The following is a 19,624-nucleotide window of genomic DNA, read 5'->3' on the forward strand; positions in this document are numbered from 1 at the left end:
AGGCTCAGCTGCCGCAGTGCTGGAACGGGCTGTCGTGGGTGGACGAGCCCGCCTTGCCGCCCCACTTGACGCACTTGCCGGCCGCCTGGGCGGTGACCGGGCCCGCGTAGTAGGAGAAGTTGCCCGAGTCGGTCTTCCTGGCGCTGCCCTGGACCTCCAGGTAGGCGCTGGTGGCGGTGGCCGTGCCGATCGACGAGTGCTTGATCGTGGTGACGCAGTTGTTGCCGTTGGAGGCGTTGTAGAGCAGGTAGACGGTGCCCGCCGTGCCCAGCGCGGCCGAGTTGATCACGCTGTAGCCGGCGCCGCAGACCGAGGTCGGGGTGTGCGGGTTGGTGCTGCCGCCGCCGCAGTTGCGCGAGGTCACCGTCTGGTTCGGGTAGCCGAAGGTGACCCCGTTGAAGACGGCCTTGCGGACGTTCGACGGGTAGCTGGTGCCCTGGCGGACCTCGTAGTGCAGGTGGGCGCTGATGTTGTTGCCCGGCTTGCTGGTCTTGCCCACGGTGCCGATCTTCTGGCCCTGCGCCACCGACTGGCCCACGCTGACCGAGCGGGCGTTCAGGTGGGCGTAGTAGGTGGACCAGCCGCCGCCGTGGTCGATCTTGACCAGGTTGCCGAAGCCGTTCGTCGAGCCCTGGTGCGAGGAGATCACCACGGTGCCCGACGCGGCCGCCACCACGGTGTCGCCGAGGTCGGCGTCGGCGCTGCCGCCCCGGTTGAAGTCGATCTCGTACGACTGGTGGGCGCTGCTCGCGTTCGAGTTGCCCGTCCACGCCTGGCCGCAGGGGAACGGCAGCTGGAAGTCGGTGGCGAGCGCCTGCGCCTGCTGCGTCTCCGCCTGCCTGTCGGCGGCGGCCGCGGATGCCGTGCCGAGGCTCATCAAGAGAGCGGCTCCGGCCACGATTGCTCCGCTGATCTTCATCAGGTGATCCTTTCGGGGGCGATCTCTCTCACCCAGGGTCGGGATAACCCGTACAGAAAGCGTCCAGAACCGGTACAACAAGCTGTCAGGCCTCATAGAGGAGCTGATGCGGTCATGACGGTCACCTTTCATGTGCTCGGACCGCTGGAGGTACGGTCGGCGGGTCAGCCGGTCCGGATCTCCGGCAGAAAGCCACGCCTGCTGCTCGCCACTCTGCTGCTGCACGCCAACCACGTGGTCGGCGCCGACGACCTGGTCGAGGTGCTCTGGCCGGAGCGCGCGCCCCGCTCGGCCCTGGCCAATCTGCGCACCTACGCCAGCTCGCTCCGGTCCGACCTGGCCGGGACCGGCGAGGAAGCCGGCAGCCGGCTGCGCGGCGAAGGCTCCGGCTACGCGATCGACGTGCCCGGCGGCGCGCTCGACCTGCTCGCCTTCGAGGAGCTGGCCGGCCAGGCGCGCTACGCCGACGCGCTCGCGCTCTGGCGCGGCGCGCCGCTTGCCGACCTGCCGGGCAGCCCGCTGTGGGACCGCCGGCTCGAACCCCTGCACGGCTTACGCTTACGCGCCGCGGAGGAGCTGATCGGCCAGCGGCTCGGATCGGGCGACCACGCCGGGGCGGTGAGCGAGCTGCGCGGGCTGCTGGGCGAGCACCCCTACCGGGAGGACCTGTGGTCCAGGCTGCTGCTGGCCCTGCACGGCGGCGGCAGGAGGGCCGAGGCGCTGCGCACCTACGCCTCGGTGCGGGCCAGGCTGGTGGACGAGCTGGGCGTGGAGCCCGGCACCGAGCTGCGCCGCGCGTACGAGGCGATCCTCGCCGACGAGCCGGCGCCCGCCGCGCCGCACCAGCTCCCGCCCGACGTGCCCGACTTCATCGGGCGCGAGGCCGAGCTGGCGGCGCTGGCCGGGCCGTTCCCGCTCGCGACGATCTCCGGGCCGCCCGGCGTGGGCAAGTCCGCGCTGGCGGTACGGGCCGCGCTGGCCCTGCGCACCCGCTTCCCGGCGGGCCAGCTCTACCTCGACCTCGACGGCAGGGAGCCGGGCGACCTGCTCGCCGAGGCGCTGCGGGCGCTCGGCGTGGAGTCGCCGCCGCCGACCGTGCGGGAGCGCTCGGCCCTGCTGCGCTCGCTGCTCGCCGAGCGGCCGATGCTGCTGCTGCTCGACGACGCGCTCGACGCCGCCCAGGTGCGCCCGCTGCTGCCGGGCAACGACAGCTCCGTGATCGTGACCAGCAGGCGCCGCATCACCGAGCTGCCCGGCGCGCTCCACGTCGACCTGGCCGAGCTGCCCCAGGAGGAGGCCCTGCTGCTGCTCGGCCGGATCGCGGGCGCCGACCGGGTGGCGCGCGAGCGCGCCGACGCGCTGGCCATCGTCGACGCCTGCGCACGGCTGCCGCTGGCGCTGCGCAGCGCCGGGTCCCGGCTCGCCGGGCGGCCCGGCTGGTCCCTGGCGGTGCTCAGGCAACGCCTCCAGGACGACAGGCTCGGCGAGCTGAAGGAGGTCCGCGCCTGCCTGGAGCGCAGCTACCGCCACCTGCCGGCCGAGGCCGCCCGCACGCTGGGCACCCTCGGCCTGCTCGGCGCGCCCGCCCAGCCCGGCTGGGTGGTCGGCGCCGCGCTGGACCGGCCCCGCGCCGACGACGTGACGGACCTGCTCGTCGACGTGAACCTGCTGGAGGTGGCCGGCACCGACCTCGTCGGCCAGCCCCGCTACCGGTTACCCGACCTGATCCGCCGGCACGCGCTCGAACGCGGCCCCGACCCGCAGGGCGTGGCCAGGGTGCTGGCCGCGTGGACGACGACCACCGAGCACGCCATGGCCAGGCTGCCCACCACCGTCTTCAGCCTCACCGCCGCCGGGGCGCCGCGCTGGCGGCTGCCCGAGCAGACCCTGGACCGGCTCACCGCCGACCCGCTCACCTGGTTCGAGACCGAGCACGAGGCGCTGGCCGGCGCGGTGTCCGTGGCCGCCGAGGCCGGTCTCGCGGCCTCCGCCTGGGGGCTGGCCGCCGCCATGGTGCCGTACCTCGACCTGCACTGCCACCTGGACACCTGGCAGCGCACCCACGACGTCGCGCTGGCCGCCGCCCGCGCCGCCGGCGACACGTACGGGGAGGCCGCGATGCTGCGCGGCCTCGCCCAGGTCGCGCTCTACCGGGACCGGTACGAGGAGGCGGCCGAGGGCTTCACCCGCGCCCGCGGGCTCTTCCGTGAGCTGGGGGACCTGCGGGCGGAGGCCACCTCGGTCTGCGGGCTGGGCGCGGTCAGCCAGTTCAGCGGCCGGCACGCCCGCTCGCTCGACCAGTTCAAGCAGGCGCTGGCCATGTTCCTCGCGGCGGGCGACCAGCACGGCGAGGCGTTCACCCGGCAGGCCATCGGGCGGGCCTGCATCAAGGCCGGCGACCTGGCGCAGGCGTCGGAGTCGCTCGGCCAGGCGATGCGGCTGGCCCAGGACCTCGGCGACGCGCACCGTGAAGGCTGCGTCTGCCTGCAGATGGGCACGCTGCACCGGGCCATGTCGTTCCACCGGCACGCCCTGGAGATCTTCGAGTCGCTCGGCGACCGCCACTGCGGGGCGTACGCGCTGCAGAGCCTGGCCGGGTTGCAGGTGGACCGCGGCGAGCTGGCCCCCGCCTCGGCCGGGCTGGAGCGGTCGCTGCTGGTCTTCCGCGAGCTGGGCGACCGCAGCGGCGAGGCCTCCGCCACCCAGCTGCTCGGCGAGCTGCACCGCTCCGCCGGCCGGACCGGCCTCGCCCTCGGCTACCTCGAACACGCCAGCCTGCTGCGCCGCGAACTCCCCGCCTGAACCGCGATCGCTCCGGGTCAGCCGTTCGTCAGCCGGCGGAAGAGCCACTTGAAGCGGGAGCCGCCACCGCGCGCCGAGCCTTCCAGGGCGGCCAGCGACTCCTCCGCGGTGGGGCGCTTGGCCGGGACGAGGTCGATCATCCGCCGCACCACCTCCGGCACGTCCGCCCGCCCATAGGCGTCGGCGCTGGTCGGCAGCGCGCCGGTCAGGAGCTGGTAGGCGATCACGCCCGCCGCGTACACGTCGGCAGCGGCGGTCATCCGGTCAGGACGCTCCTGGCACTCGGGCGCGACGTAGTGGGCGTCGAGCACGTTGTGGAGCTCGTGCACCACCGTGTAGTCGCGCGGCCCCGGCTTGGCGTAGTCGAACCCGGTCAGCACCGCGTGGCCGTCGTCGGTCACCAGCACGCTGGCCGGGGTGAGCGCACGGTGGATCACCCCGTGGGCGTGCGCGTGGGCCAGGCCGCGCAGCATGTCCTGGATCACGCCCAGCCGCTCGCCGCTGCCCAGCCGCAGATGGAGAGCCTGGCCGTGGACGTCGTCGAGCACCAGCACGAACCGGCTCTCGTCGTCGATGGCGAAGAAGTCGCGCGAGCGCACCACGCACGGGTGGGGAGGGATGCGGGCCAGGGTCTGGTAGGCGTTGGCGATGCGCTGCCGCTCGGCCGCCCTGGACGCCTGGTCGGCGAGCGGGTCGGCCTGGTAGACCCGGAGCAGCACGGTTTCGCTGCCCGGCAGCGTGGCGTTGAACGCGCGGTATTCGGTGACCCGCGCGTCGCCGCCGAGCTGCTCCTCGACCTCCCAGTTGCCGAAGCGAGGAGGCGTGGTGCTGCGGCGTACGGTCTGGTTGAGCGCGTCGAGCACGGCGGACAGGTAGGGGCGCACGTCGGGGCTGCAGCCGCGCCTGACCCTGGAGACGTCGCCCAGTGTCGCGATCAGGCCGGACAGGTCGGTGACGTTGACCGCGTCGCGCCCGGCCGGGTCGACCAGCCGCGCGTCGGGGGAGGTGAGCACCACCAAGCTGTCGACGTAGACCCGCTCCAGCTGGGTGGCCCGGGAGACGAGCAGGCCCTTGAGCGCCTTGGCGGTGCCGCGCAGCTTGGTGACCGGTGAGCCGAACGCCTCCCTGCGCGGCGGGAACCAGCGCGAGCCGGACACCTCGATGCGGCCCCTGGTGCCCTTGACGTCGACGACCACCAGCGCGTGGCGGGTCAGCACGATCAGGTCGACCTCGTAGACGTCGTCGCCGCGCGGCACCTCCACGTTGTGCAGCAGGAGCCAGTCGGCGGGCGCGTTGTCTCTCAGGAAGGCGATCACGCGCCGTTCGGCGTCGTTGACCGGCCTCCCGCCCCCGACGATCTCTGCCATGGCCCTATCCTCGCACGAAATGGATTGACAGCATGCTGTCGAAATGACAGTATGTTGTCATGAGTGAAGCGAAGAGAACGATCCATGTGGCGGCTTACGACACCATGGCCGACTGGGAGGTCGGGCACGCGACGGCTCATCTGCGCACCGGCCGCTTCCACCGCGACCGGAGCGGCTTCGAGATCGTCATGGTCGGTCTCACCCGCGACCCCGTCACCACCATGGGCGGCCTGCGGGTCACGCCCGACCTGGCGCTCGACGAGCTCTCGCCCTCGGGGAGCGCGCTGCTCATCCTGCCCGGCGCCGCCACGTGGGACGAGGGGGACGACCTCACGCCGTTCGCCCGCACCGCCCGCGCGTTCCTCTCCGAGGGGGTCCCGGTCGCCGCGATCTGCGGCGCCACGGCCGGTCTCGCGCGGGAGGGCCTGCTCGACGGGCGCGCCCACACCAGCGGCGCGGTGCAGTACCTGGAGGCCCAGGAGGGCTACTCCGGCGCCGCCCGCTACGTCGAGACGGACGCGGTCACCGACGGCGACCTCATCACGGCGGGTCCCACCGAGCCGGTGGCCTTCGCCCGGGAGATCTTCCTCCGGCTCGACGTCAACCGGCCCGAGATCGTCGACGCGTGGTACCGGCTGTTCTCCCGAAGCGACGCCTCGGCGTACGAGGTGCTGATGTCGGCGTGAGCGGCGCCTCGCCCGAGACGGTGGAGCTGCTGTCGGACGCCGCGCTCACGGTCTTCCGGCTCAACGGGCAGTTCCTGGAGGTGGCCGAGTCGCTGGCCCGTCCGGCCGGGCTGACGGCCGCCTGGTGGCAGGTGCTCGGGGCGGTGCTGCGTGAGCCGTTGCCGGTGGCCGGCATCGCCAGGGTGATGGGCATGACCCGCCAGGGCGTGCAGCGGGTCGCCGATCTGCTGGTGGAGAAGGGCCTGGCCGAATACCTGCCGAACCCGGCGCACAAGCGCGCCAAGCTCCTCACCCCGACCGATGAGGGCAGGGCGGCCGTCGCCAGGATCGTCCCCGGCCACCGGGAGCTGGCCGCCGCCCTGGCCGCCGAGCTGGGCGCGGACCGCTTCCACGCCTGCGTGGAGTCCCTGCGGCGGCTCAGCGCCGCCATGGACCGCATCCAGCGGACCTCCTGAGCCTCACCAGTCCGGCTCCACGCCTGGGCGGACGGCGCCGATGTAGGTGGGCCTGTCCACCGGTTCCACCCGTACGGTGGCGCCGGTGAACGGGGCGTTGACCATCCGCTTGCGGTTGATCGCGATGCCGACGTGCTCCGGCCCGCGGCGGCGCGGGTTGCTGTCGTAGAAGACCAGGTCGCCGGCGCGCACCTCGTCCCTGGGGATCCGGATCCCGTCCTCCCACTGTCTTTGCGAGGTGCGGCTGATGGTCACGCCCACCCTGGCCCACGCGTACTGGGCCAGGCCCGAGCAGTCGAAGCCCCAGGTCTTGGCGCCGCGCCCGATCCCGTAGCCGGGCCCGCTCGTGCCGCCTCCGCCCCACGAGTACGGCAGCCCGATCGCTTCCAGGGCGGCGTCGGCCACCACCCGGCCGGGCCGCGGATACCACGGCCGGTCGTCGTAACATTCGACCGCGTACGGGTCGAAACAGTCGTGTGCCATTGCCGTGGCGGAATTCAGGGTTCCGGGAAAAGCGCACGCCATGGCCGTGGCGATAAGTATGCGTACTGCCCGCATCTGGATATTCACCGCTTCTGCATTGTCGGTCACGCCGATCCTCGCCGCCGGCGCGGCACCGCTCGTCCCCTGATGAATGCTCCCGGCCTATAGGCATAAAACGCCCTTTAGCCAGGCCGGATGCACGTATGGCGACAAGCTGAAAATGCGTCCACAATGGCCCACGACAAAAGCGGATCAGCTCGGACATATCACCAATAAGAAGCGGCAGGAGATATTCGCTATCCCGAAAAGGGCTTGGTTTTTCCGTGAGCGCCTCCGCTCGCCCGCCGGTCGAGGCGCGGCCCCGCCCGTTCACGAGATGGTGTGAATACGGTCATTTCATGGCGAAGATTACATAAGTCGGCATATTGCGTGTATTGTGGGCAGCGGCCGGTGTTTCGGCCGCAGGGCTCGCCGGCAACCCCCTGAGACCGAGTGGGGGTGTGCGCATGATGAGCGATGACATGGGGCGGCTGCTCTACCAGGACGCCCAACTGCGGATCATCGCGCGGAGCGGTTCGACGGCCGTCCTGGTGGGCGAGGTCGACGTCACCAACAGCCCGGCGCTCGAACGTACCCTGCGATCCGCGTGGCACGGCGGCGAGCCGCTGACCGTCGACACCGGCGCGCTGACCTTCGTCGACCTGTCCGGCCTGCGGGTGCTGGTCATGCCCGCGGTGCCGCCCGGCCGGCGGTGGATCCGGCTGGTCAACGTGACACCGTTCCAGAGACGGCTGATGGGCCTCATGGGCTGGCACCATGAGGCCCGCGCGCAGCCGCTGGTCTAGATGACCGACAGGGCCGCCGTGCCCAGCCCCGTCGGCCCGGACGGCAGGCCGCGGAAGGGCCGGTTGTGCCGCCGCAGGGACTCCTCGTCGTAACGGCGGCAGTCGCGGTGCCAGACGAGGATCCCGGACATCCAGTTCTCCAGGTCCCGCACGTAGCCGTCGAGCGCCTGCCCGGCCCGCTCGTCCAGCCCGAGGTCGGCGCGGAGCACCGGCAGCTCGTGCGCGGCCACGTGCTGGAACTGCCGCATCCGCGACTCCATCAGGTCGACCACGATCCGCAGGCCCTCCGGATAGCCACAGCCGAAGAAGCTCTGCACCACCAGCACCCCGTTGTGGATCTCACCCTCGAACTCGATCTCCTTCTGGTACGAGAACACGTCGTTGAGCAGGCAGGCGTAATCCTGCGCGGCGTTCTCCAGCGACTTGAGCGGCCCGCTCGCGCACACCTCGGGAGGGATCTCGTCGGCGCGGGCCAGCCGGCACAGGCTCATCGTCAGGTCGGAGCCGAACGTCAGCCGCCGCATCTCGACGTAGTCGACCGGTTCGGGGATGCGGTGCGCCGCCTGGTTGGCCAGCTCCCACACCCAGCTCTCGGTCATGTCCTCGACGGACCGGCGGAACGCGCGCCGCGCCGCCTCGCTCATCGGCCCGGCCGAGCGCCGCCACAGGTCGGCCAGCGAGCGCTCCAGCGCGCTGGCCGGTGTCGCGAAGGTGACGCCGTCGAGCGGCATGAACCCCGGCAGCCGGGCCACCGCGGCCCGCGCGGCGACCAGGTTGCGCCCGAACACCTTCGGGAAGTAGTCGTCGCCGTACGTCCCCCAGGCCAGCCAGGCCGACGACAGGTCCAGCTCCTCAGGCGTGGCGTCCGGGTGGATGCCGGCCGCGCACAGCGGCAGGTCGTAGTCGGCGAGCTTCTCCTCGTCCCACACGGCCACGTCGAGTATGCCCATCCGGCGAGCCCACGCGTCCAGGTTGCGCCGGGCCCCCTCCAGGTGCGGGGAGAGCCGCGCGGTGAACGGCATGAAGAGGTCGGGCACCCGGGCCGGCCCCACCCGCTGGTACGGGACGTGCTGATGGGAGCGGAACCGGTGGAGCCCCAGCGACGCCATGCCGAGCCCCGGCCCCGGTGCGGCCTTGGTGTAGCGGCTGGACCGGGCGTGCCACTCGTGCCCGCCCGACTGCCAGTCCTGCAGCCCCTTCACGTACGCCAGCACGCCGCCGCAGCTGACCGGGTCGATCCGGTGCTCGGCCAGCAGCGGCCCCAGCTCGGTGGCGAAGGTGTGCTCGAACTGCTGCAACCGCGCCGTGAGCAGGTCGTTGACCGCGTCCGCCGCCTGCTGCGTGGTGCACTCCAGGAACGTCTCCAGGACCAGCACCCCGTTGCTCAGCTCGCCCTCCTCACCGGTCTCCCGCTGGTAGGAGAACAGGTCGTTGCGCAGGTGGACCCCGTCGGCGAAGGTGTCGCGCAGCACCCGCATCGGCCGCGACCCGGCGATCACGTCCGGCACCTCGGCTCCCACGGCGTGCTCGACCAGCCCGGCCGACCAGGGCGCCCCGCCGACCTTGCGGCGCATCTCGATGTACTCGACCGGGTTCGGCACCCGGCCCGCGTTGATGTTGGACAGCTCCCACAACGACTCGTCCAGGAGCGCCTTCGTGCTCTCGGCGAACCGCGCACGCCACCCGGGCGACGTCCCCGGCACCGTGCGCGCCCACAGGTCGGCGAGCCCCGCCTCGACCGGGTTGGCCGGCTCGGGCACGGCGGCCCCCGGCTCCAGCGGCATGAACGCGGGCATCCGGTCCAGGTAGGCCTTGCCGCCCTCCCGGTCGCCCGGCCGCTTGAACACCTCCAGGAAGTGGTCGTCGAAGAAGAACACCCACACGTACCAGTCGGTCACCAGGCACAGCTCGGCGGCGTCGCAGTCGGGATGGGTGTACGCGCACAGCAGCGCGTAGTCGTGGGCGTCGAGGTCGTCGGTGGTCCAGACGCCCGAGCCCTCCAGCATCCCCATGCCCCGCGCCCACAGCCTGGCGTGGGTCCTGGCCTCCTCCAGATGCGGGTTGAGCCGCGCCGGATGCGGCAGGTAGAAGTCCGGCATGTCGAAGCTCACCCGTACACCTCCACGCCGTCGAGCACGCCGAGCGCATCGGGGACGAGCACGGCGACCGAGTAGTAGGCGCTGACGAGGTAGGTGGTGATGCCCCGCTCGTCGATGCCCATGGCCCGGACGCTGAGCCCCGGCAGGTGCTCGTCGGGGATGCCGGTCTGGTGCAGCCCCACCACGCCCTGGTCCTCCTCGCCGGTGCGGAAGGCCAGGATCGAGCTGGTGCCCGACCGGCTGATCGGGATCTTGTCGCAGGGCAGGATGGGCACGCCGCGCCAGGCGGTCATCCGGCTGCCGTCGACCTCGACGCTGTCGGGGTAGACGCCCGTGGCGCTGCACTCGCGGCCGAACGCCGCGATGGCGAGCGGGTGCGCCAGCATGTAGCGGGTCTTGCGCCGGCGGGTCAGCAGCGCGTCCAGGTCGGACGGGCCGGGCCGCCCCGAGCGGGGGGTCAGCCGCTGCTTCGGGTCGGCGCTGTGCAGCAGCCCGAACCGGGGGTTGCCGACCAGCTCGCGCTCCTGCGCCTCGCGCACCGCCTCGACGGTGAGCCTGAGCTGCTCCTTGGTCTGGTCCATCGGGTCACTGAACAGGTCGGCGACCCTGGTGTGGACCCGCAGCACGGCCTGGGAGACGCTCAGTTCGTACTCGCGCGGGCTGGGATCGTAGTCGGGGAACGTGCCGGGCAGCCGCGGCTCCCCCCGGTGGCCGGACGCCAGGTCGATCGCGACCTCCCCGCGCCTGTTCAGCGGGCGCGGGTCGGGCCGCTCGGGTGAGGGGGTGAGCCGGCGGTTCACCCGGTAGCTCCCCGCGGAGAGCTCCACCCACGGCAGCGCGCGCAGCAGCCACCGGGGGGAGCTCTCCTGCGTATGGGGAGCCGTCTTGGTCGTCGTGGCCAGCGTGCGAGCCCCGGGCGTGCCGAGGCTCAGCGGCCGTTCCAGCTCGGTCAACCGGGGCACCTAGTCCTCGCGGCCGATCTCTACGTCCTCAAGCACGGCCAGCGCGTCGGGAACCAGGACCGCGGCCGAGTAGTAGGCGCTGACCAGGTAGGAGATGACGGCCTTCTCGTTGATGTTCATGAACCGGACCGACAGGCTCGGTTGGTACTCGTCGGGGATGCCGGTCTGGTGCAGCCCGATCACGCCCTGGTTCTCCTGCCCGGTGCGCATGAGCATGACCGAGCTGGTCCGCTGCGCGCTGATCGGGATCTTGTTGCACGGGAAGATCGGGACGCCCCGCCAGGCGGGCACCCGGTGGCCGCTCACCTCGGCGGCCTGCGGGTAGAGGCCGCGCTTGCTGCACTCCCTGCCGAAGGCGGCGATGGCCTGCGGGTGGGCCAGGAAGAACGCCGGCTCCTTCCACACCTTGGCCAGCAGGTCGTCCAGGTCGTCGGGGGTGGGCGGGCCGGTGCGGGTGCGGATGCGCTGGGCGAAGTCGGCGTTGTGCAGCAGCCCGAAGTCGCGGTTGTTGATCAGGTCGTGTTCCTGCCGCTCACGCAGCGCCTCGATGGTCAGCCTGAGCTGCTGCTCCAGCTGGTTCATCGGCTGGTTGTAGAGGTCGGAGACCCGGCTGTGGACGCGCAGGACGGTCTGCGCCACGCTCAGTTCGTACTCACGCGGGCTCAGCTCGTAGTCGACGAACGTGCCGGGCAGCGTCGCCTCGCCGCTGTGGCCGGAGGACATCTCGATCGCGGCCTCGCCGTGGTCGTTGCGCGCCCGGTCACCGCCCGCCTGCCACGCCTCCAGGTGGTCGCGCAGCCCCGGCGAGCGGTCCAGCAGCGCCTGGAAGTCCTCGCGGGAGAGCGTCAGCAAGGTGGTGGCGGTCCTGGCGCGGGCCGAGAACTCCCAGGTGCCGCCGGAGGTGAGCATCGAGTCGCCCAGATGGTCGCCGTCGGCCAGCACGCCGAGGTTCTGCTCGTCGCCGTAGGCGCCCTGGGCGACCCTGCCGACGCGGCCGTGGGCGATCAGCACGAGCTGGTCGACGGGCTCGCCCTCGCGGACGATCTCGTCGCCCGGCTCGACCTCGCGCTGGGCGAACCGGTACGCGAGCGCCTCCAGGACCTCGATGTCGTCGAAACCGCGCAGCATCGGCAGCTCGCACAGCTCGGCGGGGACCACCCGCACCTCGGCGCCGCTCGTGCTGAACGTGATCCGGCCGTCTCCGAGCGTGTACGTGAGCCGCCGGTTGACGCGGAAGACGCCGCCGGAGGTCTGCGTCCAGGGCAGGAGCTTGAGCAGCCACCGTGAGGTGATCTCCTGCATCTGCGGCGGGGTCTTCGTGGTCGTCGAGAGATTGCGCGCGGCCTCGGTGCTGAGGCTCAGCTGCTGGCCTGCCGCGGCGGAGTCGGTCGTCTCGGTCATTCGGGCACCACCCATCATGAGAAATTTACGGAGAGTGACGAAAAAGTACGTTGGGTAATCGTTCGTGGGCAGGGGTCAGCCCCGGCCGTGCTCTCGACATGGCCGGGGTCAGCTGTCGCGGTGGGCGAGCCGGGCCGCGAACAGGGTCAGCGCCGCCCGCGCGTCGGGCGCGACAGGGGCGGTGTCGAGCGCCTCCACGGCCTGCCGGACCCGTGCGTCGATCATCGACTCGACCTCGGCGAGCGCGCCCGTCTCCAGCAGGATGAGGCGCAGCTCCGCCGCCTGCTCCTCGCCCAGCGCGGGGTTGCCGTGCCAGGCGGCGAGGTAGGCGAGCTGCTGGGGCGTGGCCCGTGCCAGCGCGTGCGCGACCAGCACGGTGTGCTTGCCGTCGCGCAGGTCGTCGAGCGCCGACTTGCCGGTCTCGCCCGACGAGCCGAACGTGCCGAGCACGTCGTCGCGGAGCTGGAACGCCTCCCCGAGCGGCACCCCGAACCGGGTGTAGGCGCGCAGCAGGTCCGGCTCGGCCCCGGCCAGCGCGCCGCCGATCTGCAGCGGCCGCTCGACGGTGTATTTAGCCGTCTTGAACCTGATCGTGGTCAGCGCCTGCTCCACGCTCGCCCCGGCGCGCAGCTGGGCCAGCATGTCCAGATACTGGCCGCTGATCACCTCGGTGCGCATGGCGTCGAAGACGCGGTGCGCGGCCCGCAGCCGGACCGGGTCCACGTCGCACGACGACAACAGGGCATCCGACCAGGACAGGCTGAGCGTGCCCAGGAGGATCCCGCCCGCCTGCCCGAAGGCCTCCGCGCCAGGTCCTTCGTGCAGGCGGGCGAGGCTTTTGTGGATCGTCGCCTGCCCGCGGCGCAACTCGCTGCCGTCCATGATGTCGTCATGGATCAGCAGCCCCGCGTGGCAGAGCTCCAGCGCCGCGGCGGCGCTGATGATCTCGTCGCAGTCTTCGCCGCCGGCGCCCCGCCAGCCCCAGTAGCACAGCTGCGGCCTGATGCGCTTGCCCCCGCCCAGGATGAAGCCGACCAGCAACTCGTAGGCCGCCGCCACGTCGGGGTCGGCGACCGGGGGCCGCCAGCCCTCGAGGAACCCGGCCAGCCGGTCGTCGATGCGGGGCGCCAGCAAGTCGGGGGTGATGCTCACGGTCATCGGCCAGACTCCTTCAGGGCTGCTCTGTGCTACGAGTAGTTACTCACCGAATACGGAGTGTGTAAAGCGGGTTGAGGGACCCGAGTTTTCCAGGGATATCCAAGCCCTCCTCATGAACGTCCCTTGACCTGCGGTCCAGAGGGTCTAGGGGCGCGTATCCCGGGTATGCGGGCCTGGTCGATCGAGGGAGGCAGACCATGAGAGCCGTCACCTGGCACGGCAAGCGGGACGTACGCGTCGAAGAGGTGTCCGATCCGGAGATCAAGGAACCGACCGACGCCGTCATCAGGGTCACCAGCAGCGGCATCTGCGGCTCCGATCTCCACCTGTACGAGGTGCTCGGGCCGTTCCTGCAGGAGGGCGACATCCTCGGTCACGAGCCGATGGGCGTCGTGGAGGAGGTCGGCGCCCAGGTGACCGGGCTCAAGAAGGGCGACCGGGTGGTTATCCCGTTCAACATCGCCTGCGGCCACTGCCACATGTGCGGGCTGGAGCTCTACGCCCAGTGCGAGACCACCCAGGTCCGCGAGCACGGCATGGGCGCCGCGCTGTTCGGCTACACCAAGCTCTACGGCCAGGTGCCCGGCGGCCAGGCGGAGTACCTGCGGGTGCCGCAGGCGCAGTTCGGCCCGATCAGGGTGCCCGAAGGTCCGCCGGACGAGCGGTTCGTCTACCTGTCGGACGTGCTGCCCACCTCGTGGCAGGCCGTCGACTGGGCGGACATCCCCGACGGCGGCACCGTGGCCGTCTTCGGCCTGGGCCCCATCGGCCAGATGTGCGCCCGCATCGCCCGCCACCTGGGCCACCGGGTGATCGGCGTCGACGGGGTGCCCGAGCGCCTGGAGATGGCCCGCCGCCACGGCATCGAGACCGTCGACGCGAGCGACGTCACCGACGTGCCCGCCGCCATCCGCGACCTGACGTCCGGACGCGGCACCGACTCCGTGATCGACGCGGTCGGCATGGAGGCGCACGGCTCGCCCGCCGGCAAGCTCGCCCAGACGCTCACCGGCTTCCTGCCGGACAGGATGGCCGCGCCGCTCATGACCCACGCGGGCGTGGACCGGCTGGCCGCGCTCAACCAGTCCATCGAGAGCGTCCGGCGCGGCGGCACCATCTCGGTCATCGGCGTCTACGGCGGCATGGCCGATCCGATGCCGATGCTGCGCATGTTCGACAAGGGCATCACGCTGCGCATGGGCCAGGCGCACGTCAAGCGCTGGATCGGCGCGCTGATGCCGCTGCTCACCGACGACGGCGATCCGCTCGGCGTCATGGATCTCACCACGCACACCATGCCGCTCGACCAGGCGCCCGAAGCGTACGAGATGTTCCAGAAAAAGCGGGACGGTGCGATAAAGATCCTGCTCAAGCCGTGACTCCAGCGGTTTCGCCGCGCGAGAGGTGGGCAGCCACAGGCCCATGAGAGTCGTGGTGGTGGGGGCGACGGGGAATGTCGGGACCAGTGTGGTGCGAGCGCTGGAGGCGGACGAGAACGTGACGTCCGTCGTCGGCGTGGCCAGACGGCCTCCCGGCTCGCGCGGCGGCCCGACCGAGTGGCACAAGGCGGACGTGGTCCGCTCCGACCTGTCGCCCATCTTCGAGGGCGCCGACGTGGTCGTCCACCTGGCCTGGCTGTTCCAGCCGACCAGGGACGCCGTCGTCACCTGGAGGGCCAACGTGCTCGGCAGCACGCGGGTCTTCAGGGCGGCCGCGGAGGCGGGGGTCTCCGCTCTGGTGTACGCGTCCTCGGTGGGCGCGTACTCGCCCCGGCCGAAGGACGTGCCGGTGGACGAGAGCTGGCCCACCCACGGCTTCCCCGGCGCCGCGTACGGAAGGGAGAAGGCCTACGTCGAGCGGGTGCTCGACGTGTTCGAGAACGACAACCCGGGCATCCGGGTGGTGCGCATGCGGCCCGGGTTCATCTTCAAGCGCGAGGCGGCCTCCGAGCAGCGCAGGCTGTTCGCCGGGCCGTTCCTGCCGCGGCGGATGGTCAAGACGGGGCGCATCCCGTTCGTGCCCGACATCCCCGGGCTCAAGCTGCAGGTGCTGCACGCCGAGGACGCGGCCGAGGCCTACCGGCTGGCCGTCACCAAGCCGGTCAGCGGGGCCTTCAACATCGCCGCCGAGCCGGTGCTCGACCCGCGCACGCTGGCCGAGCTGCTCGGCGCCCGCGTCGTGCCGGTCTCCGGGCCGCTGGCCAGGGCCGCCGTGTCGGCCGGCTGGCACCTGCGGCTGGTGCCCGCCGCGCCGGGCCTGATGGAGCTGGCGCTCGCGATCCCGCTGATGAACGTCGACAGGGCCCGCGAGGTGCTCGGCTGGACGCCCCGGCACACCTCGGAGGACGCGATCCGTACCGCGCTGGAGGGCGTCCACGACGGCGCCGGCGGGGACACCGCCCCGCTCGCGCCCGACAGCATGCGCGGCCGCCTGCGTGAACTCGCCACGGGGGTCGGCGCCCGCGCCACCCCTGAAAGGTGAGAAACGCCACCGTCTCCGGCAAGGCAGTGTAAATCCCTGATGTCAGGGAAATGGGTGAACTACGCGAGGTCCGGAAGCGCGGCCTGGGTGTCATCGCGACACGGAGGAACCGCATGGATCTCGAACCCTCGATCGTGCCGGCCGGTCGGCAGCTCGGCGGCTCCCGCGCGCCCGCCCCGGGCTCACCATCGCCACCCGATCGAACGCGTACGAGCACCGCACGTATGACGCCTGCCTTCGAGTCCCGCGCGTCGGCGACACCAGGCAATCGCGAGGAGCCTGCCATGCGCACTCTTCTGGCCCAGCCCTTCACCGTCGAGGAGGTGGCCGAGCTGCGCCATGCCGTCGCGCGGCACGCGACGGGCTGCGGGCTGGTGAGCCCGCGCCTCGACGACTTCGTCCTGGCCGTGCACGAGAGCGTCATCAACGCCGTGGCGCACGCGGGCGGGAGCGGCCACGTCACGCTGTGGACGGTGGACGGGCTCCTGCGGGCGGAGACGGTCGACAGGGGATCGGGGATCCCCCGCGGCCGCCTGAACGGTCACAGCCTGCCGGGCGACTCGGCCTTCGACGGCCGGGGGCTCTACCTGATCCGCCGGTTGAGCGACGGCGTCATGTTCAGCACCGGTCCCCAGGGGACCCGGGTGGAGATCACCATGCGCCTGCCGGAGAACCGCGGGAGGCGGCTGTCACCCATGAGACGCGTCCGGGTGGCGGTCACCGGGCTGGGCCGCCATCCAGGCACCTTCGTCGCCTGAGTCCCCCGGACCGAGGCCCCGCCTGCCGTGACACAGCCCGCGCCTTCGGCGGGCGGGGTCCTCGCATAGGCTCGCAGGAGAGCCTGAGATCTGGGGAGCAGCGCGTGAGCGAGCGCAAACCGCCGGGGGTGCCCTTCGAGAACTGGGTCGACCGGCAGATCCGTGAGGCCATGGAGCGCGGGGAGTTCGACGATTTGCCGGGCGCCGGCAAGCCCATCCCCGGCCTCGACCGGCCGTACGACGAGATGTGGTGGATCAAGCAGAAGGTGCGCGCCGAGGGCCTGTCCATGCCGCTGCCGCCGACGCTCCAGCTGCGCAAGGACGCCGAGGAGGCGCTGCGCCTGGCCGAGGGGGCGCGCACCGAGGCCGAGCTGCGGCGGATCGTCGGGGAGATCAACGCCAGGATCCGCGAGGCGATCAGGACCGGCCTGTCGGGGCCTCCGCTCAACCTCGTGCCGTACGACGTCGAACGCCTCGTCGCGCGGTGGCGCGAGAGGCGTTCGAAGTGATCATGTGCTTTTGATATGTGGCTTTTGATACAGGGCCCAGGCCGGGGCTGCTCCGGCGGCCTGGGCCCTGTGCCGTGTGTCAGGACAGCGGCGGGTACGCGTTCCTGACGAGCTCTCTGAACTGGGCGGAGAACCACTGGCCGGAGATCGGCGCGTCAGCCAGGGCGCCGGTCAGGTTGTTGCCGTTGAGCTCGTTGCCCGTGTAGGTGGGGTCGCACATCCGGTCGAAGCGCTTGCCCTCGTCGTTCTGGATCTCCCTGCTCGCGCCGTCCGACTCGCCCGGAGGCTTGATCCAGACGTAGGCGTCGAAGCCCGCCGCCGGGGCGGCCTGCGGCCGCTCGCCGAGACCCGCGCCGCTCTGGTTGCACCAGTTGCCGGCGTGGATGCGGCGGTCGATCCTGGACTCGTTCACGAACGTGTTCACGTTGGTCGAGGTGCTCGCCGCGCCCGGGCGGGCGGTGCCGCCCCAGCCGTTGCGCGAGGTGTCGACCAGCATGCCCAGCCCCTGACGGAAGCCCTTGGCGATCAGGGCGTTGCGCAGGGCGGTGGCGAAGCTCGCCTCGTCGATGTACCAGTTCCAGTCCACCCAGGTGGACTGGCGGACCGAGGTGCCGTTGACCGTGGTGTTGATCGTGTAGTGCGGCTCCCTCAGGCCGGAGTAGTTGGCGGTGTTGACGATGAAGCCGTCCACGCTGTCCACGCCCGCGGCGGTGCCGGCCACGGTCTGGTAGAAGAGGTCGACCGCGGGCTGGAAGTTCGAGTCCCAGCCGAGCCAGGCGTGGTGGGCGGCGTCGACGTAGGTGTAGACGTTGGTGATCGCGTGCAGCTTGTCGAGCGCGTAGCGGACGCCGTCACGGTAGCCGCCCGGGCCGTCCGCCTCGCGGCAGTCGGCGAACTGGTCGGTGTTGGTGATCAGGTTCGGCAGCGAGTCGGGCTCGATGATCGTGACGATGCGCAGGTTGGCGTACTGCGAGTCGTCCAGGATGTCGGCGATCGGGTCGATGTACTCGGTCTTGTAGCGGTTGAAGCCGTTCTCGGAGATGCGCAGCTCGCCGTTGGAGGCCAGCGCCGAGCAGTCGCGGTTCGGCAGGTTGTAGATGACGACCTGGATGGTCAGCGGTGAGGCGCCGTTGGCGGCGTCCTGCCTGACCGCCTCGTCCAGGTGCTCGCGCAGGCTCATCGCGGTGGCGGAGCCGGCGATGGCGGCGGTCCGGTCCATCCAGACGGCGGTGGAGATGTTGGCCACCGCCGCGCCGCCGGGCTCGGCCGCGGCCTTGGCCGACCAGTCGGGGTTGACGTAGCCGGTCGCTCCCGCGTACGGGTTCTCGACGTGCGTCGGGTTGGTGCCGCCGTCGTCGTCCGCCTCGGTGGCGGTGACGGTGCGGGAGGTCAGGCCGGTGGAGGCCACGGTGAAGGTGCGGGTGCCCGCCGTGGTGTCGGAGTCCTGCGCCGCGGCCAGGGTCACGGTCTGCGGGGTGTTCCAGTTGTCCGGCGTGAAGGTGCGCGTGGCGCCGGCGGAGACGGTCAGGCTCGTGTCGCCGCTGCCGGCGGTCGTGGTGACGGTCACGTTCGCGGTGGGCCTGGCGGCCAGCCGGACGGTGAACGTGGCGGTGCCGCCTTCCGGCACGGTCACGGACGTGGGCGTGACGATCAGCGACTGCTCCTGCGTGGCGTCGTCGTCCACCTCGCTCGCGTTGACGCTCGCCGAGGTGACGCCGGTGCCGCCCACGGTGAAGACGGCGGTGCCGGAGACGGTGTCGGCGTCCTGCGCGGCGGCGAGCGTAACGGTCTGCGGGGTGTTCCAGTTGCTCGGGGTGAAGGTGAGCGAGGCGCCGGAGGAGACGGTCAGGTCGGTGTCACCGCTGGTCCTGGTGGTGCTCACGGTCACGTTGGAGGAGGGGGCGGACGAAAGGCGGGCGGTGAAGGTGGCGGTGCCGCCCTCGGCGACCGCGACCGAGCTGGCGGAGGTGATGACCGAGGGGGTCACGCCGCCGGGCCCGCCACAGGTGGTGCCGTTCACGGCGAACGACGTCGGGTTCGGGTTGGTGCCCGACCAGGTGCCGTTGAAGCCCACCGAGATGCTGGCGCCGGTGGCCAGGCTGCCGTTCCACGGCATGTTCCGGCCGGTCATGGTGGTGCCGGACTGGCTCCAGGAGGCGCCCCAGCCGTCGGGGGTGTAGCGCTGGGTGGTGGTCGGGAAGTCGAAGGTCAGCGTCCAGTTGCTGAGCGGGTCGCCGAGGTTCTTCAGCGTGATGCCGGCGGTGAAGCCGCCCTGACCCGGACTGGAGGTCCACGTGTTGGGGGTGTACACGACGTCGCAGGCGACCGCGGCGTGCGCCGCCGTGGTCTGCCCGGCGACCAGGCCGAAGGCCGCGACGAGGGTCGCGGTCGCGGTCACGGCCCATCTGCGCAGGCCGCGTGGGATCTTCACGAGTCATCAACTCCAGGGGGACAGAGGCTGACTGGGAGCGCTCCCAATGGTGCAACCGGTCCGCCAGGGTGTACAGCCGACGACACTCCGCGAGCCCCGTCACGCCGTCGCACGCTCGCCGAACGCCCCTTAACCGGCGTGAAACTTTCATGCCACGCCACCAGGTGAGAGGAAATACCGGCGTCACGCGGAGGGCATTTCGTTGACATCGCCTCCACGGCGCAACGCACAATCCCCATGGGAGCGCTCCCACCCCCTACTCCCATGG

General features: G+C 71.6%; 16 protein-coding genes. 8 read left to right on the plus strand and 8 right to left on the minus strand.

The genetic code is table 11. The features are described 5' to 3' along the window. Positions 1–4: 4 nt before the first annotated feature. On the minus strand, positions 5–919 hold the full coding sequence (locus ABD999_RS09795; protein ID WP_148035572.1) for a M23 family metallopeptidase: 915 nt from the start codon (positions 917–919) through the stop codon (positions 5–7). Between the two features lie 114 nt (positions 920–1,033). Here ABD999_RS09795 and ABD999_RS09800 point away from each other — a divergent pair, with 114 nt between their 5' ends. Beyond that, positions 1,034–3,721, plus strand: a complete 2,688-nt coding sequence (locus tag ABD999_RS09800; RefSeq protein WP_271275985.1) for an AfsR/SARP family transcriptional regulator — start codon at positions 1,034–1,036, stop codon at positions 3,719–3,721. Positions 3,722–3,738: 17 nt separating this feature from the next. On the opposite strand, the gene mads6 is transcribed toward ABD999_RS09800, so the two are convergent. Then, positions 3,739–5,088, minus strand: coding sequence for a methylation-associated defense system protein kinase MAD6 (gene mads6 / locus ABD999_RS09805; RefSeq protein WP_148035570.1), 1,350 nt, complete (start codon positions 5,086–5,088; stop codon positions 3,739–3,741). 59 nt (positions 5,089–5,147) lie between these two features. Between mads6 and ABD999_RS09810 the strand changes: the two genes are divergently transcribed. Then, the gene (locus ABD999_RS09810; protein ID WP_271275986.1) at positions 5,148–5,774 is read left to right on the plus strand and encodes a type 1 glutamine amidotransferase family protein; all 627 of its coding nucleotides are present in this window, start codon (positions 5,148–5,150) and stop codon (positions 5,772–5,774) included. Beyond that, a complete protein-coding gene (locus ABD999_RS09815; RefSeq protein ID WP_271275987.1) occupies positions 5,771–6,229 on the plus strand; it encodes a MarR family winged helix-turn-helix transcriptional regulator in 459 nt (152 codons plus the stop codon). Before ABD999_RS09810 ends, ABD999_RS09815 begins: the two co-directional genes overlap by 4 nt. Before the next feature lie 3 nt (positions 6,230–6,232). On the opposite strand, the gene ABD999_RS09820 is transcribed toward ABD999_RS09815, so the two are convergent. Continuing rightward, on the minus strand, positions 6,233–6,712 hold the full coding sequence (locus ABD999_RS09820; protein WP_187281517.1) for a C40 family peptidase: 480 nt from the start codon (positions 6,710–6,712) through the stop codon (positions 6,233–6,235). 506 nt (positions 6,713–7,218) lie between these two features. Here ABD999_RS09820 and ABD999_RS09825 point away from each other — a divergent pair. Beyond that, positions 7,219–7,557, plus strand: a complete 339-nt coding sequence (locus ABD999_RS09825) for an STAS domain-containing protein (RefSeq protein WP_271275988.1) — start codon at positions 7,219–7,221, stop codon at positions 7,555–7,557. Here the strand turns inward: ABD999_RS09825 and ABD999_RS09830 are convergent. The 4 genes from ABD999_RS09830 to ABD999_RS09845 all read right to left on the minus strand — a co-directional run bounded on the left by ABD999_RS09830 (position 7,554) and on the right by ABD999_RS09845 (position 13,177). After that, positions 7,554–9,668 carry a terpene synthase family protein gene (locus ABD999_RS09830; RefSeq protein ID WP_271275989.1) on the minus strand — a complete coding sequence of 705 codons (2,115 nt, stop codon included), beginning with the start codon at positions 9,666–9,668 and terminating at the stop codon, positions 7,554–7,556. The genes ABD999_RS09825 and ABD999_RS09830 overlap by 4 nt on opposite strands. Then, on the minus strand, positions 9,665–10,609 hold the full coding sequence (locus ABD999_RS09835; protein ID WP_148035566.1) for a family 2B encapsulin nanocompartment shell protein: 945 nt from the start codon (positions 10,607–10,609) through the stop codon (positions 9,665–9,667). Before ABD999_RS09835 ends, ABD999_RS09830 begins: the two co-directional genes overlap by 4 nt. A 9-nt stretch (positions 10,610–10,618) precedes the next feature. Next, the gene (locus ABD999_RS09840; protein ID WP_148035565.1) at positions 10,619–12,019 is read right to left on the minus strand and encodes a family 2B encapsulin nanocompartment shell protein; all 1,401 of its coding nucleotides are present in this window, start codon (positions 12,017–12,019) and stop codon (positions 10,619–10,621) included. A 108-nt stretch (positions 12,020–12,127) separates the two neighbouring features. Continuing rightward, positions 12,128–13,177, minus strand: coding sequence for a polyprenyl synthetase family protein (locus tag ABD999_RS09845; RefSeq protein ID WP_219542783.1), 1,050 nt, complete (start codon positions 13,175–13,177; stop codon positions 12,128–12,130). Positions 13,178–13,374: 197 nt separating this feature from the next. Here ABD999_RS09845 and ABD999_RS09850 point away from each other — a divergent pair, with 197 nt between their 5' ends. The 4 genes from ABD999_RS09850 (at position 13,375) to ABD999_RS09865 (ending at position 16,925) form a co-directional block, all read left to right on the plus strand. Next, positions 13,375–14,556: a zinc-dependent alcohol dehydrogenase gene (locus ABD999_RS09850; protein ID WP_148035563.1), complete on the plus strand. Its 1,182-nt coding sequence runs from the start codon at positions 13,375–13,377 to the stop codon at positions 14,554–14,556. Between the two features lie 43 nt (positions 14,557–14,599). Beyond that, positions 14,600–15,658, plus strand: a complete 1,059-nt coding sequence (locus ABD999_RS09855; RefSeq protein ID WP_271275990.1) for an NAD-dependent epimerase/dehydratase family protein — start codon at positions 14,600–14,602, stop codon at positions 15,656–15,658. A 284-nt stretch (positions 15,659–15,942) separates the two neighbouring features. Next, positions 15,943–16,416 carry an ATP-binding protein gene (locus ABD999_RS09860; protein ID WP_219542786.1) on the plus strand — a complete coding sequence of 158 codons (474 nt, stop codon included), beginning with the start codon at positions 15,943–15,945 and terminating at the stop codon, positions 16,414–16,416. A 104-nt stretch (positions 16,417–16,520) separates the two neighbouring features. Further along, positions 16,521–16,925, plus strand: coding sequence for a DnaJ family domain-containing protein (locus ABD999_RS09865; RefSeq protein WP_271275991.1), 405 nt, complete (start codon positions 16,521–16,523; stop codon positions 16,923–16,925). 79 nt (positions 16,926–17,004) lie between these two features. Here the strand turns inward: ABD999_RS09865 and ABD999_RS09870 are convergent, their stop codons facing one another. Next, on the minus strand, positions 17,005–19,356 hold the full coding sequence (locus tag ABD999_RS09870; RefSeq protein WP_271275992.1) for a glycoside hydrolase family 6 protein: 2,352 nt from the start codon (positions 19,354–19,356) through the stop codon (positions 17,005–17,007). Positions 19,357–19,624: the final 268 nt, after the last annotated feature.

It is taken from the genome of Nonomuraea ferruginea (genome assembly GCF_039540635.1).
Classification (GTDB): Bacteria; Actinomycetota; Actinomycetes; order Streptosporangiales; family Streptosporangiaceae; genus Nonomuraea; species Nonomuraea ferruginea.